This is a genomic window from Pseudonocardia oceanicola (genome assembly GCF_047200735.1).
Lineage (GTDB): Bacteria > Actinomycetota > Actinomycetes > Mycobacteriales > Pseudonocardiaceae > Pseudonocardia.
Map to the genome: position 1 here is coordinate 36,074 of NZ_JBJZON010000017.1, position 14,078 is coordinate 50,151.

The 14,078-nt window shown below is 74.4% G+C and carries 13 protein-coding genes; 11 read left to right on the forward strand and 2 right to left on the reverse strand.

Translation table 11 applies throughout. From position 1 onward, the window contains the following. Positions 1-94 precede the first annotated feature (94 nt). The gene (locus ACL02T_RS22425; RefSeq protein ID WP_412832705.1) at positions 95-1,213 is read left to right on the forward strand and encodes a nitronate monooxygenase; all 1,119 of its coding nucleotides are present in this window, start codon (positions 95-97) and stop codon (positions 1,211-1,213) included. Here ACL02T_RS22425 and ACL02T_RS22430 read toward each other — a convergent pair. Further along, positions 1,206-3,278 carry an acetate--CoA ligase family protein gene (locus ACL02T_RS22430; RefSeq protein ID WP_412832706.1) on the reverse strand — a complete coding sequence of 691 codons (2,073 nt, stop codon included), beginning with the start codon at positions 3,276-3,278 and terminating at the stop codon, positions 1,206-1,208. The genes ACL02T_RS22425 and ACL02T_RS22430 overlap by 8 nt on opposite strands. A gap of 182 nt (positions 3,279-3,460) precedes the next feature. Here ACL02T_RS22430 and ACL02T_RS22435 point away from each other — a divergent pair, with 182 nt between their 5' ends. The 10 genes from ACL02T_RS22435 to ACL02T_RS22480 are packed head-to-tail and all read left to right on the forward strand — an operon-like array spanning position 3,461 to position 13,269. Next, complete coding sequence (locus tag ACL02T_RS22435) at positions 3,461-4,759, forward strand: flavin-containing monooxygenase (protein WP_412832707.1); 1,299 nt, start codon at positions 3,461-3,463, stop codon at positions 4,757-4,759. Next, positions 4,756-5,916 (forward strand): thiolase family protein, encoded by a 1,161-nt coding sequence (locus tag ACL02T_RS22440; RefSeq protein ID WP_412832708.1) that lies wholly within the window; start codon positions 4,756-4,758, stop codon positions 5,914-5,916. The genes ACL02T_RS22435 and ACL02T_RS22440 overlap by 4 nt, the downstream gene beginning before the upstream one ends. A 2-nt stretch (positions 5,917-5,918) precedes the next feature. Then, positions 5,919-6,290: a Zn-ribbon domain-containing OB-fold protein gene (locus tag ACL02T_RS22445; RefSeq protein WP_412832709.1), complete on the forward strand. Its 372-nt coding sequence runs from the start codon at positions 5,919-5,921 to the stop codon at positions 6,288-6,290. Positions 6,291-6,309: 19 nt separating this feature from the next. Continuing rightward, positions 6,310-7,074 carry a crotonase/enoyl-CoA hydratase family protein gene (locus ACL02T_RS22450; RefSeq protein ID WP_412832710.1) on the forward strand — a complete coding sequence of 255 codons (765 nt, stop codon included), beginning with the start codon at positions 6,310-6,312 and terminating at the stop codon, positions 7,072-7,074. Next, positions 7,071-8,699: a class I adenylate-forming enzyme family protein gene (locus ACL02T_RS22455; RefSeq protein ID WP_412832711.1), complete on the forward strand. Its 1,629-nt coding sequence runs from the start codon at positions 7,071-7,073 to the stop codon at positions 8,697-8,699. Before ACL02T_RS22450 ends, ACL02T_RS22455 begins: the two co-directional genes overlap by 4 nt. Next, positions 8,696-9,571, forward strand: coding sequence for a cyclase family protein (locus ACL02T_RS22460; protein WP_412832712.1), 876 nt, complete (start codon positions 8,696-8,698; stop codon positions 9,569-9,571). The genes ACL02T_RS22455 and ACL02T_RS22460 overlap by 4 nt, the downstream gene beginning before the upstream one ends. Continuing rightward, positions 9,568-10,764, forward strand: a complete 1,197-nt coding sequence (locus ACL02T_RS22465) for an acetyl-CoA hydrolase/transferase family protein (protein ID WP_412832713.1) — start codon at positions 9,568-9,570, stop codon at positions 10,762-10,764. The genes ACL02T_RS22460 and ACL02T_RS22465 overlap by 4 nt, the downstream gene beginning before the upstream one ends. Further along, positions 10,761-11,762: a phosphotransferase family protein gene (locus ACL02T_RS22470; RefSeq protein ID WP_412832714.1), complete on the forward strand. Its 1,002-nt coding sequence runs from the start codon at positions 10,761-10,763 to the stop codon at positions 11,760-11,762. The genes ACL02T_RS22465 and ACL02T_RS22470 overlap by 4 nt, the downstream gene beginning before the upstream one ends. Next, positions 11,759-12,118 carry a hypothetical protein gene (locus ACL02T_RS22475; protein ID WP_412832715.1) on the forward strand — a complete coding sequence of 120 codons (360 nt, stop codon included), beginning with the start codon at positions 11,759-11,761 and terminating at the stop codon, positions 12,116-12,118. Before ACL02T_RS22470 ends, ACL02T_RS22475 begins: the two co-directional genes overlap by 4 nt. Positions 12,119-12,129: 11 nt before the next feature. Then, positions 12,130-13,269 carry an Rv3169 family protein gene (locus ACL02T_RS22480; protein WP_412832716.1) on the forward strand — a complete coding sequence of 380 codons (1,140 nt, stop codon included), beginning with the start codon at positions 12,130-12,132 and terminating at the stop codon, positions 13,267-13,269. A 50-nt stretch (positions 13,270-13,319) separates the two neighbouring features. Here ACL02T_RS22480 and ACL02T_RS22485 read toward each other — a convergent pair whose 3' ends face one another. Continuing rightward, a complete protein-coding gene (locus ACL02T_RS22485) occupies positions 13,320-14,012 on the reverse strand; it encodes an alpha/beta hydrolase (protein ID WP_412832717.1) in 693 nt (230 codons plus the stop codon). Positions 14,013-14,078 lie beyond the last annotated feature (66 nt).

Consider the following 14,078-nt stretch of genomic DNA (forward strand, 5'->3'; position numbering starts at 1 on the left):
GGGCACGACCGCCGCAGGTCGAGGCTGGACACCCCACCGTGTGCTTCGTAGTGTCGAACCTGGAATCGTGAACACGAAACGGTGGAGGCGACACGTGCGCACGGCGATCTGCGAGACCCTGGGGTGCGAGGTCCCGATCTTCGCCTTCTCCCACTGCCGGGACGTGGTGGCCGGGGTGACCCGGGCGGGGGGCTTCGGGGTGCTCGGCGGGTCGACCTTCACCCCCGAGCAGTTCGCGCGCGAGCTGGACTGGATCGACGAGCACACCGGAGATGGGCCGTACGGCGTGGACGTGCTCGTCCCCTCGACCTACGACGCGCGGGCGGACGTACCGCCGGAGGAGCTGGAGCGACTGATCCCGCAGGAGCACCGGGATTTCCTCGACGCGATCCTGGCCGAGCACGGGGTGCCGGAGTTGCCGCCCGAGGAGCGGACCCGGCTCCGCCGCGAGCTGGCCGCGGGCCGCGGGGCCATGACCCCGGACGGCGCGCGGCGACTGGTGGACATCGCGCTCACCCATCCCCGGGTCGGGCTGGTGGCGAGCGCACTCGGCACGCCACCGCCGGACGTCGTGGCGCAGGTACACGAGCAGGGCCGGCTGATCGGGGCGCTGTGCGGGCGGGCCCGACACGCCGAGAAGCACGTCGCCGCGGGAGTCGACCTCGTCGTGGCGCAGGGCACCGAGGCGGGCGGGCACACCGGGGACATCACCACGATGGTGCTGGTGCCGGACGTCGTGGCGGCCGTGGCGGGCCGGGCGGCCGTCGTCGCGGCGGGCGGGATCACGCACGGCAGCCAGGTCGCCGCCGCGCTGGCGATGGGCGCCCAGGGAGTGTGGACGGGCACGGTGTGGCTGGGCACCCGGGAGAGCGAGCTCGACGACTTCGAGCGCCGGAGGGTGATCGAGACACCCGCCGAGGGCACGGTCCGCGGGCGCGCACGCACCGGCAAGACCGTCCGGATGATCCGCAGCGCGCTGTCCGACGCCTGGGAGGCCCCCGGCGCCCCCGCCGTGCTCCCGACGCCGCTGCAGGGGGTCCTCTACAACGAGGCGCACGCGCGCGTCGTGCGCGCGCGGGCGGACGGGCTGTTCTCCTTCCCCGTCGGCCAGTCCGTGGGCGCGGTGCGCGGCGAGACCACCGTCGCCGAGGTGATGTACCGCCTGCAGGAGGAGCTCGGCGAGGCTCTGGAGCGCCTCGGCGGGCTCAGCTGAGCGGCTCCCACACGGCGAGGGCGTCGAGCGCCTCGACCCGCGAGCCCGCGACCAGCAGCGGGTTGACCTCCAGGGCGGCGAGCTCCGGGCCGAGGGCCAGCGCCAGGTCCCCGAGCGCGGCGACGGCCGCGCCGACCGCGCCCAGGTCAGCGGGCGGCGCTCCGCGGGCACCCCGGAGCAGGGCGGCGCCGCGCAGGGCGCGCAGCATGTCCACCACCTCGTCGGCGGCCACCGGGAGCTGGCGCAGGACGACGTCGTCGGCCACCTCCACGTGCACCCCGCCGAGCCCGAGGGCGAGCACCGGGCCCCACACCGGGTCGACCGAGCAGCCGACGAACAGCTCGACGCCCCCGGTCCGCATCGGGGACACCAGAGCGCCCTCCACCCGAACGCCGGGCCCGGCGGCGGCCGTGACCCGAGCGAACGCCGCGCGCACCTCCTCGTCGCCGTCGACGCCGAGGACCACGCCCCCGACGTCCGACTTGTGGGCCACGTCCGGCGAGGCGAGCTTGACCGCCACCGGGCCGCCCGACGCCCGGGCCGCGGCGAGGGCCTCGTCCGGGGTGGTGGCGAGGGTCTGCGGGACCACCGGGACACCGTGACGCCCGAGCAGCGCCAGCGTCTCCCGCTCCGACCGGGGGCGGTCGTCGACCCGGGTGCTCCCCGGGAGCGAGCGGGTGCGCGGTGTCGCGGCCGACCACGCGCGGGCGCAGGCGAGGGCACGCAGTGCCCGGTCGAGCCCGCACGAGAGGTAGGGCAGCTCCGCGTCGCGCACGTAGGCCCGGCCGGCGGGACCGATCCCGCCCGCGGTGTAGCTCACCAGGAAGCCGGGGACCCCGCCCTCCGCCAGTCCGCGGGCGAGGTGGCGGTACAGCTCGTCCTGCCTGCCCGCGAGGCCCGCGGTGCCCTCCGGGACGGGATAGAAGGGGACGAGCGTGGCGCTGTAGGCGCCGCTGCGCCCGAGCGCCGCCACCGCGTCGCCCGCGCCGGCGGGTTCGACGCCGCCGGTGAGGTCCAGCGGGTTGTGCGGGGTCCCGTAGTCCGGGAGCGCCGCGACGACGGCGTCCACCGTGTCGGCCGGGATCTCGGGCACCGGCACGCCGAGCGCCTCGGCGGTGTCGGCGGCGATCTCGCAGACGCCCCCGGAGTTGGACACGACGCACAGCCCGCCCGCGCCGAGCCGCCCGGTCCGGGCCAGGACGTCCGCCGTGGTCAGCAGGTCCTCCAGGGACCGGACCCGGACGATCCCGTGCCGCGCGCACACGCCGTCGAACACCCGGTCGTCGCCGACGAGGGCGCCGGTGTGGGCCAGCGCCGAGCGCGCCGTCGCGGGGCTGCTGCCGACCTTGAGCACGACGAGCGGCTTCCCGGCGGCCTGGGCCGCCTCCGCGGCGTCGAGGAAGCGGGCGGGATCGCGCACCGTCTCGGCGAACACCGCCACCACCCGGACGGCGGGATCGTCGACCAGGTGCCGCACCACCGTGCCGAGGTCGAGCATCGCCTCGTTGCCCGTGGCGACCACGTGGCTCAGTCCCACGTCCTGCTGCTGGGCCAGCGCGGCGAGGAAGAAGGCGGTCGCCCCGCTCTGCGAGACCAGGGCGATCCCGTCCCGGCGGGCGGGCAACTCGATCGGGGTCGCCCACGCGACCACGCCCGCGTGCAGGTTGAGGAAGCCGAGGCTGTTCGGCCCGAGCACCGTGAGGCCCGCACCCCGGGCCGCCCGGACGAGCTCCGCCTGCCGGGCGGCGCCGTCCGGCCCGGTCTCGGCGAACCCCGACGTGAGCACGACCGCCGCCCGCGCACCGGCGTCGGCCAGACCCGCGACCGCGTCGGGGACGGCGGGCGCGGGGACCATCACCACGCCGAGGTCGGCCTGCGCGCCCAGCTCGGCGCAGCTGCGGGCGGCCGCGCGTCCGTCGACCGCGGTGCCACCGCGGTTCACCAGGTGGACCGGCCCGGCGAAACCGTGCCGGGACAGGTTCGCCAGCAGCGCCCGGCTCCAGCGCGACCTTTCGGAGGCCCCGACCAGCACGAGGGACGCCGGCCGAAGCACCACGGGCTCCACGCCGCCACCCCCGCTTCGAGAACACGAACACCGCTCCGAGAACTGGACAGTAGGCCGGTCGGTCGAGGAGGGTCAATACGCCCGCGGACGCCTTGACCGTGACCCGCCCGTCGGGCAGTGTTGTCGAGTGTAGGAATTGTGATTCGATTTCTGGAATCACTCGACGGACGGAGGGGCGCTCGATGACGAGGCCGGGGCACCAGCGGTGTGCCGTGATCGGAGCGGGGGCCGCGGGGGTCAGCGCCGCCCGCCACCTGCTGGCGGACGGGCACGAGGTGGTCGTCTACGAGGCCGGATCGTACGTCGGCGGCCTCTGGGTGCACGGCAACGACAACGGCCTGAGCGTCGCCTACACGTCGCTGCACATCAACTCCGAGGCGAGCGCGACGGCCTACGACGGGTTCCCCTTCCCCGCCGACGCCCCGCTGTTCCCCGCCCACGGGGACGTCCGGTCCTACCTGGAGGCCGCGGCGGAGCACTTCGGGGTGCGCGAGCGCATCCGCTTCCGCACCCCGGTGAACGCCGTCGAGCCCGCCGCGGGTGGTGGCTGGACCGTGCGGACCGAGGACGGCGCCGAGGAGCGGTACGACGTCGTGGTCGTGGCCAGCGGCCACCAGGGGCGGCCCGCGCACCCCGCCTGGGCGGGCGAGTTCACCGGCCGCTACCTGCACTCGAACTCCTACCGGGACCCGGAGCCCTTCACGGGCGAGCGCGTGCTGGTGGTGGGGGTCGGCAACAGCGGGCTGGACGTCGCCGCCGACCTGGTCCCGTTCGCCGCGAGCACGTTGAGCTCGGCGCGCTCGCCGGTGCTGATCATGCCGCGGATGATCCTGGGCGTGCCCTCCGCCCGGGTGCTGGCGAAGATCAACCGGCCGTGGCTGCCCTGGGTGGTCCAGCGGCAGGTCATGCGCTGGGTCAGCCGGATCTTCCACGGCCGTCCGGAGCAGTGGGGCTTCCGCACCCCGAAGACGCGGACCCATCCCGCCAGCAACGCGACCTATATGGCGCACGTGTCCTACGGGCGCATCGACGTCCGGCCGGGGATCGAGGGCGTGGACGGGCGCACGGTCCGGTTTGCCGACGGCAGCACGGCCGAGGTGGACACGATCATCGCGGCGACCGGCTACGAGATCGACCTGCCGTTCCTGCAGAAGGCGGACTCGCCCGTGGTGGACCGGCGGATCGAGGCCTACAAGCGGGTCGTGCACCCCGACCGGCCGGGGCTGTACTTCGTCGGCTTCTTCAACGTCTCCGGCGGCGCGAACATCGCGATGATGGACGTCCAGTCCCGCCTCGTCGCCGCCGCGGTGAGCGGGGACGTCACGCTGCCGGACCCCGCGGCCATGCACGCGGACATCGACCGCGAGCAGCGGTTCCTCCAGCGGCACTACCCGTCCGCGGCCCGGTACGGCCTGGAGCTCGACCCCGTGCGCTACCGGCGCCAGATGGCCGAGCTCCTCGAAGGGAAGGCACGGTCATGACCCTCAACGGCCTCAACGGCACCGCCGCGATCGCGGGGATCGGGGAGACCGCGTACTCGCGGTCGGCCACCGAGAGCGCCCTGGAGCTGCAGCTGCGGGCCTCCATGCTCGCCATCGCGGACGCGGGCCTCGAGCCCACCGACATCGACGGCGTCATCCCGGTCGGGATCACCGGCGCCCCCGCCGAGGAGTACGTCCACAACCTCGGCCTGCGCGATCTGCGGTTCTCGGGGCTGGTCCCGCACGGCGGCGCGAGTGCGGTCGGGGCGATCCAGATGGCGGCGGCCGCCGTCGCCACCGGGATCGCGACGACCGTGCTCGTCCCGGCGGGCCGCAACGTCAGCCACGGGGCGAAGGCGGGTGTGCGCATCCACTCGATGCCGCAGTTCCACTACGTCACCGAGTTCGAGCGCCCCGTCGGCGCGCTCGCGCCCGCCCAGCTCTACGCCCCGATGGCACGCAGGCACATGGAGACCTACGGCACCACCAGCCGCCAGCTCGCCGAGATCGCCGTGGCCGTCCGCTCGCACGCCGTGCACAACGAGAACGCCGTGATGCGCAAACCCATCACCGTCGAGGACCACCAGGCGTCCCGCATGATCAGCGACCCGTTCCGGCTGCTGGACTGCAGCCTGGAGAGCGACGGCGGGGCCGCCTACATCGTCACCACCCCCGAGCGGGCGCGAGACCTGCGCCATCGCCCGGTCGTGCTGCGCGGCTGCGCGATGGGCCACCCGGACTCCCCCAGCGCGATCACCCAGCGCCCGGACATGACGTCGGTCGGCGTGGCCAAGGCCGCCCCGATCGCCTTCCGGATGGCGGAGGTGTCCCACGCGGACATCGACGTCGCCGAGATCTACGACTGCTTCACCTGGGTGGTGCTCTGCCAGCTCGAGGACCTCGGCTTCTGCGCGAAGGGCGAGGGCGGGAAGTTCGTCGAGGACGGCAGGCTGCGCCACGGCGGCGCGCTGCCCACCAACACCCACGGCGGCCTGCTCTCCCAGGGCCACATGCTCGGGATGAACCACGTCGTGGAGCTGGTCCGCCAGCTGCGCGGCGACGGCGGGGCCACGCAGGTCGAGGGGGCCCGGGTCGGCATCGTGACCGGCTACGGCGACATGGGCGACGGCGCCGTCGCGATCCTGGAAGGAGCCTGACCGTGGACGATCTCACTTCGGCGCCCTACTGGGCCGGTGCCGCCGAGGGGCGGCTGGTCCTGCAGAAGTGCGGTGACTGCGGCCGGGTGCGGCACTATCCGCAGACGATGTGTCCCGCCTGCCACTCGTTCGCCCTCGAGCACATCACGGCGTCCGGGGCGGGGACGGTCTACTCCTGGACCGTCTGCCACCACGCGTTCGACGCCGGGCTGCGCGACGAGGTGCCCTACACCCTGCTGACGGTGGACATGGCCGAGGGCGGCCGGGTCCTCGGCCGGTGCGCCGAGGACGTCGCGCCCTCGGTCGGGCTGCCCGTGCAGCTGGCGTTCGAGACCCGCGCCGGCACCCCGATCCCCGTCTTCACGATCCGTTGAACCCCGAGGAGCCCACGCCGTGACCGAGCCCGTACTCGTCGAGGTGGACGACGGGTTAATGGTGATCACCCTCAACCGGCCCGAGGTCCGCAACGCGATCGACGGCGCCCTCTCCTACGGGGTGTGCGCGGCCGTCGACGAGCTGGACGCCCGGGCCGACCTGCGAGTCGGCATCCTCACGGGGGCAGGCGGCACCTTCTGCTCGGGGATGGACCTGAAGGCCTTCGTCCGCGGGGAGAGCACCCGCGTGAAGCACCGCGGCCTCATGGGCATCGCCCGCACCCCCACCGACAAGCCGCTCATCGCCGCCGTGGAGGGCTACGCGCTGGCGGGGGGCTTCGAGGCGGTGCTCGCGTGCGACCTCGTCGTCGCGGCCCGGGACGCCACCTTCGGCCTGCCCGAGGCCACGCGCGGCCTCGCCGCGGCGGCGGGTGGCCTCCTGCGGCTGCCACGGCTGATCCCCCAGCGGATCGCGATGGAGATGGCGCTCACCGGGGACCCGGTCGATGCGCCGTTCCTGCACGCCCACGGCCTGGTCAATCGACTGACCGAGCCCGGTGGAGCGCTCGCCGAGGCCGCTCGGCTGGCGCGGCGGATCATCGCGAACGCGCCGCTGTCGGTGGCCGCGAGCAAGCGCGTGATCCTCGGGCAACGGGACTGGAGCACCGCGGACAGCTTCACCGAACAGGAGTCGATCACCGCCCCCGTCCTGGCATCGGACGACGCCAAAGAGGGCGCGCGGGCGTTCGCGGAGAAGCGGGAGCCGAAGTGGACCGGACGATGAGCGCCACTCCCCCGGCGGCGGACACGCTGCCAGCCCTGCTGGACCTGGTGACCGCGGCGGACCCGGCGGCGGACGCGCTGGTGGCGGGCGCACAACGCTGGTCCTACGGCGAGCTCGCGGACCGCAGCCACGCCGCGGCGCGTGCGCTGGGTGCCCTCGGGGTCGGCGCGGACGACGTCGTCGGGCTGATGGTGCCCAATATCGCGGAGTGGCTGCCTATCGCGTTCGGCGCGCTGCGCCGCGGTGCCCGCGTGGATGCCTTCCACACCTGGGCCAAAGCCTACGACCTGGACTTCCTGCTGCGCTCGTCGGGCGCCTCGGTGCTCGTCCTCGCCGGCCGGGTGCGGGGCGCCGACCTGCTCGGTCAGGTGCGCGAGCTCGTCCCCGAGATCGACGCCGCGGGCCCGCTGCGCAGCGCGCGGTTCCCCCGGCTGCGTCACGTCGTCGTGCTCGACGCGGAGGCACCGTCTGATCTGTCCTGGGCGGACCTGGTGGCACGGCACGCCGACGGAGCCCCAGTCGTCGAGCCCGCGGGCCGGGCGGAGCGGCCGGCGTACGTGCTCTACACCTCCGGGTCCACGAGCGCGCCGAAGGCCGTGCCGCTGCTGCACCGGGACCTCATCGTGAACGCCTTCCACATCGGCGAGCGGCTGGGCCTCGGCCCGGCCGACCGGGTGTGGCTCGGGTCGCCCCTGTTCTGGAGCTACGGCTGCGCCAACTCCGCGCTCGCCACCCTCACCCACGGGGCGTGCCTGGTGCTGCAGGAGGAGTTCTCGCCGGAGGCGGCGGTCACACTGATGGAGAAGGAAGCCGTCACCGCGGCCTACCTGCTCCCCGCGATGGTCGACGCCCTGGCGAACGGCCACGCCGAGCGCATGCGCAGCCTCACCGCGCTCCGCACCGGGGCCACGATCGGGCGACCGGACACCGTCGAGCGCGCCGCGGTCGAGCTGGGGATCGCCGAGATCTGCAACATCTACGGCTCGACCGAGACCTACGGGAACTGCGCGGTCACCGACCACCGCTCGCCCCTCGCCGTGCGCATGGCGACCCAGGGCCCGCCGCTGCCGGGGGTCGAGATCCGCATCGTGGACGAGGAGACGGGCGCCCCGCTGCCCGCCGGGCAGCCCGGGGAGGGCCAGGTCCGTGGCCGCATCACGCCGGGCTATCTGGACAACCCGGAGGCGGACGCCGCGGCGTTCACCCCGGACGGCTGGTACCGGACCGGGGACCGGCTGGTGCTCGACGATGACGGCGCCGTCGCGTTCGTCGACCGGACCACTGACATGATCAAGACGTCCGGGATCAACGTCTCGCCCGCCGAGGTCGAGAGCTTCCTGGCCGAGAACCCGGACGTGCGCGAGGTGCTCGTCGTGGGCGCGCCCCATCCCAGCCGGGACGAGGTGGCCGTCGCGTTCGTCATCCCCCGCTCGGCGGAGGTCACCGCGGACCGGATCCGCGACTGGGCGAAGGGCCGCATCGCCGGCTACAAGGTCCCCTGGCTGGTGACCCTGGTCGACGAGCTGCCCCGAACGGGGACGGGCAAGATCGCCCGCAGGCTGCTCCGGCCGGACGCCGCAACGCTGGTGGAGTCGGCTCTGGTGGACGGAGGTGCGCGGACGTGAGCGACAACTGGGGCCGGTGGGGCCCGCAGGACCAGGCGGGGGCCCTCAACCTCGTCACGCCAGAGGTCACCCGGCGCGCGGCGGGCCTGGTCCGCAGCGGCCGTACGCTCTCGCTGGCGCAGCCGCTGGGACCCGCCACCCCGTCCCCCGGCCACCGGCCGGGGCTGCAGCGGTTCATGAACCGGGACGCCGGGGACTACGCCCTCGGCGCGCGCACCCCCGGCGGGTTCAAGTTCGCCGAGGACACCGTCATGGTCCCCACCCACAGCGGCACCCACGTGGACGCGCTGTCCCACGCGTGGGCGGGCGAGCACCTCTACAACGGGCATCCGGAGGCGTCGACCCGCAGCACCCGCGGCGCCCAGCGCTGCGGCGCGGAGCACCTCGTCCCGGTGGTGACCCGTGGGATCCTCGTCGATCTGGTCGCGGCGTCCGGTGGGCCGCTCCCGCCGTCGGCGCCCGTCGATGCGGCGGCCCTGCGCGACGGCATCGCCGAAGCGGGCGTGGAGCCCGAGCCGGGGGACGCCGTGCTCGTCCGGACGGGCTGGTGGGAGTCCCACGGCACGGCCCCCGACTACTTCGCCGACGAGCCCGGCATCACCGGGGAGTCGGCCGCCTGGCTGGCGGAGCGGGACGTCGCGCTGGTCGGGGCGGACAACTACGCCGTGGAGCGGCAGACCTCGGAGCCCGGGTTCCCGGCGCACCTGGTCCTGCTGCACCGCCACGGCGTTCCCCTCGTCGAGAACCTGGCGCTGGCGGAGCTCGCCGAGGCCCTGGCCGCCGAGGCCCGCTCCACCTTCCTGCTGCTGTTCGCCCCGCTGCCGCTGGTCGGCTCGACCGGCAGCCCCGTCACCCCCGTGGCGGTGCTGTGAACGACTGGACGACCCTGCTGCGGCCGAACGACCTGGTCGTCGTGGCGCAGGGGGTCGGCGAGCCGACCCCGCTGCTCGAGCAGCTCCTCGCCGCCGCGCCGCCCGGGGTCGAGGCCTTCGTGGGCCTGTCCCACAGCGCGGCGCTGACCCGGCCGACCGCGATGCCGTTGGTGTCCTTCGGCGGGCTCGGCCCGCTCGGCAGACCCCCGCACGCGGGACGGATCGAGGTCATCCCGGCGCACTTCGACGACCTCCCGCGTGTGCTGCCGCTGCGCGGGCGAGACCTCGTGCTGGCCGTCCAGGTCACCGCGATCGACGCGACGGGCGGCCACTGCCTGGGCATGGCCGTCGACCACACCTATCCGCTGCTCGAGCGGGCCCGGCTGGTCGTGGCCGAGGTCAACGCCCAGCTCCCGCGGACCACCGCACCCGAGATCGACCGCGCCCGGTTCGCCGCGTGCCTCGAGACCTCGCGCCCGCTGCCGGTGATCGAGCCGCCGACGGTGACGGAGGACGTGCACGGCGCCATCGCCGCGCACGTCACCGCGCTGATACCCGATGGGGCCACGCTCCAGCTCGGCATCGGTGCGGTGCCGACGGCCATCGGACACGCTCTCACCGAGCGGCGGGGCCTGGGCGTGCGGTCGACGCTGGCCGGGGACTGGCTGCTGGAGCTGGCCACGGCAGGTGCCCTACGGGAGGGTCCGGACGCGGTCGTGATCAGCGAGGCGGCGGGCTCGCCCGAGCTCTACAAGTTCGTCGCCGAGTCCGGCATCCGGGTGTGCCCGGTCCACGAGGTGGCGGGACCCGCCGCCGCCGGGGACGTGCACCGCTTCGTGGCCGTCAACTCGGCACTGCAGGTCGACCTGTCTGGACAGGTCAACGCCGAGGAGCTGCCCTCGGGCTTCGTCGGCGGAATCGGCGGGCAGGCCGAGTACCTGCGCGGCGCCCAGCGCAGCGCGGGCGGCCGGTCCATCGTCGCGCTGCCCGCCGCGGCGGGCAGGCACTCGCGCATCGTGCCCAGGCTCGATCCCCCGACCGTGACCACTCTCCGCTCGGGCGTGGACTTCGTGATCACCGAGTACGGCGTGGCCGACCTGCGCGGACGGGGGCTGCGCGAACGCGCGGCCCTGCTCACCGCCGTCGCGGCACCGGAGCACCGCGCGGCACTCGCAGCGGGAGGACCCCGATGACCGACACCCTGCCCACCGAAGCGGGCCTGGTCGAGGAGCGGCTGCGCCACTTCCTCGCCGGCCGGCCCGACGCCGCGGGCACGATCGAGGCGGTGCGCCGGGCGGGCAGCGGGCGCTCCCGGGACAACTGGCTGTTCGACCTCGTCCGACCGGACGGCCGGGAGCAGCTCATCCTGCGCACCGACCCCGAGGGGGGGCTGATCGACACGGACCGCGCGGTCGAGTTCGCCGTGCTGCAGGGGCTCGAGAAGAGCCCGCTGCCCACTCCCGTCGCACGCTGGCTCGACGCGGACGGCACGGCCCTGGGCCGTCCGTCGCTGATCATGCGGCGGCTGCCCGGGACCTGTGACTACCGCGTGCTGCGCGATCCGGGGCGCGACGAGGCGGAGCGCCTCGGGCTGGCCCGGGCGTTCTGCGAGCTGCTGGCGGCGGTGCACGAGGTGGACTGGCGGGCGCTGGGTCTCGGCGAGACGCTGCCCGATCCCGGCCCCGAGGCCGCCCGTGCGGCCCTGGAGGAGTGGACGCGGACTCTGCGCGCGGACCAGGTCGAGCCGTGGCCCGAGCTGGAGTACGCGATCACCGTGCTCGGGGACCGGGCGCCGCGCTCGACCGGCACGGTGCTCGTCCACGCCGACTTCAAGCCCGGCAACATCCTGCTCGAGGGTGACCGGGTGACCGCGCTGCTGGACTGGGAGCTGGCCCACCTCGGGGACCCGCTGGAGGACCTGGGCTGGGTCACGCAGCCGTTGCGCGCCGGCGAGCACACCATCGACGTGGTCTGGGAGGCGGCAGACCTCGTGGCCCACTACGAGCGCACGACCGGTGTCGCCGTGGATCGCTCCGCACTCGCCTGGTGGGTGGCGTTCTCCGCGTTCAAGACCGCGGTCATGCAGGTCAGCGGCCTGCGCGCGTTCCTGGAGGAGCGGGCCGAGGAACCCTACCGACCCACCCGCCGGGTCCTGGCCACCCTGCTCGACGCCGTGGAGGACCTCCCGTGAGACCGACGATCGACGAACAGCTCCGCGGGGCCGCCCGGCTGCTGCGCCGCGCCGAGGAGGACCCGGAGACCACGACGGGCGTCGCCGAGCTCGTCCGCAACGCGCGCCGGCTCGTCGAGCGCGTCGACACCTCGTGGGGGCCCGCGCTGTCCTTCCTGCGGGACGACAACGCCCGCACGGCCGCGCTCCTGGGCACCGCGGTGCCCGACGACGCGGGCGACCTCGCGGGCGCCGCCGCGACGAACGAACACCTGCGTGCGGCCCTGACCGAGCGGATCCGCACGCTCCCCGCCGGGCCCGAGAGGGCGGCCATCGGCGCGCACCTGCGCGCCCGGGTCGCCGCCGACCCCACCTGAAGGACGTGAGCATGACCGACCACCCCGGCCTGACCGCCGACGACGAGCACTTCGCCGAACAGTTCCCGCTCTCCCCGCTCGACGACCTCATGATCCACCAGACCCCCGACCCGGTGCGGGTCATGTGGACCGGGGACCCCCGCGCCTATGACCGCTACTGGATGGTCTCCCACGACGCGACCGGCGACGTCGTCGTGGCCACCGGCGGCAGCTTCTACCCCAACCTCGACCGCGCCGAGGCCTACGCCATCGTCAACGTCCGCGGCAGACACACCGCCGTTCGCAGCTTCCGCCCCCTCGGCGCCGACCGGGCCGACCTGCGCCTGGGCCCCATCGCCCCGCGGATCGTGCGTGGCCTGCGCGAGTGGCGCTACGTGCTGGAGCCCAACGAGTGGGGCATCGCCTACGACCTCACCTTCACCGACACCACCCGGCAGGTCTTCCGGGAGCCGCTGTCCAACTCCGCCACCGGCACCCCGCCGGGTCGCCGTGGGGACGTGACCAGCGGGTTCGAGTGCTTCGGCACCGTGTCCGGCTGGGTCGAGGCCGACGGCGAGCGGATCACGCTGGCCCCCGGCTCGATCGGCACCCGCGACCGGCACTGGGGCACCGGGCGCGGCGTCGGCGGGCCCGCCATGTCCCTCGGAGGACGCCTGCACGTGGGCACCAACGGCAACGCCTTCGTCGCCTACGACGACTGGACGCTCTGGGGCGACCGGCTCTACTACCCCTTCGGCGACGAGCGGAAGGGCTGCGCGAAGGTCCTCAAGCCCACCCGGCGGCTGCGCTTCGAGCCAGACACGCAGGTCTTCGCCGAGGGCATCGTGGACTACCGGTTCGACACCGGCGAGAAGGCGCAGCTGCACTACGAGAAGATCGGCCAGCAGACCGCCTTCCTGCGCTGCGGCATGTACGGCGGCACCCCCGGCGGGGACATCCACCAGGGCGGCTACGACGGACCGGCCATGACCGAGGGCGAGACATTCGACGTGACCCGCCCGGAGACCCGCATCGGCATCCGCGGCCTCGACGAGCACCTCTGCCGGGTGACCCGGAACGACGGCACCAGCGTGCTCGGCATCTACCAGACCATCGACCCCGTGGCGTTCGAGGCCTGCACCGCGGGCAGGCGGGGCTGGGACTTCCTGTGAGCCGGACGGGCCCGGGCGATCCCGGGCCCGTCGGTACTCCTCACGCTCGCTCAGCCCGCCGCGGCGGCGATGACGTCCGCGACCTCGGCCGGCTTGGTGAACATCGGCCCGTGGCCCGCGTCGACCTCGACGGCAGTGTCCACATGGCTGGCGAACTCACGCTGCAGGGCCAGCGAGAACTGCTTGTCCTGCAGCGTGATCACGTACGTGCCCGGGTGCTGCTGCCAGCCGAGCCCGGTGGCCGCCTCACCCAGGGTGCCCAGCGCGTGCGGGCCCGTGCGGTCGAGGATCGCCCCGACCTCGTCGTCCGGCACGTCGTTGAACAGGGTCGCGCGGGCGGCCTCCCGCTTCATCGTCGCGGTGCCGTCCTCACGCGGCTCGAGCGCCGTCGAGAGGTCGCCCTGCGGCTCGGGGTCGCGGCCGATCAGGTCGCCGACCGCCTCGCCCGCCTGCGGCAGCGCCGCGCACAGGTACACCAGGTGCGCCACGTCGTCGTTGTCCGCCGACGCCCGGGTGATCACCGCCCCGCCGTAGGAGTGGCCGACCAGCACGGCGGGCTCGCCGAGGGTCTTCAGCGCGTCACGCACCACCTGGGCGTCCCGCTCCAGCGTGCCGTCCGCGCCCTGGCTGGTCAGGTCGACGGTGCTCGCGGTGATCCCGCGCTTCGCCAGCTCGGCCACCACCCCCTCCCAGATCCAGGATCCGGTGAACGCGCCGTGTACCAGCAGCACGGGCTTGGTCATGTCACTCACCTCAGTCCGCCCGGCGCCGCCTCGTCGGAGCCACCGGGCCTCGGCTTCTCGAATCAC

Bases quoted from the DNA above. Each gene is read 5' to 3' on its own strand.
- ACL02T_RS22470 (WP_412832714.1), top strand. From the start codon at position 10,761: ATGACCGACACCCTGCCCACCGAAGCGGGCCTGGTCGAGGAGCGGCTG.
- ACL02T_RS22435 (WP_412832707.1), top strand. From the start codon at position 3,461: ATGACGAGGCCGGGGCACCAGCGGTGTGCCGTGATCGGAGCGGGGGCC.
- ACL02T_RS22485 (WP_412832717.1), bottom strand. From the start codon at position 14,012: ATGACCAAGCCCGTGCTGCTGGTACACGGCGCGTTCACCGGATCCTGG.
- ACL02T_RS22480 (WP_412832716.1), top strand. From the start codon at position 12,130: ATGACCGACCACCCCGGCCTGACCGCCGACGACGAGCACTTCGCCGAA.
- ACL02T_RS22455 (WP_412832711.1), top strand. From the start codon at position 7,071: ATGAGCGCCACTCCCCCGGCGGCGGACACGCTGCCAGCCCTGCTGGAC.
- ACL02T_RS22440 (WP_412832708.1), top strand. From the start codon at position 4,756: ATGACCCTCAACGGCCTCAACGGCACCGCCGCGATCGCGGGGATCGGG.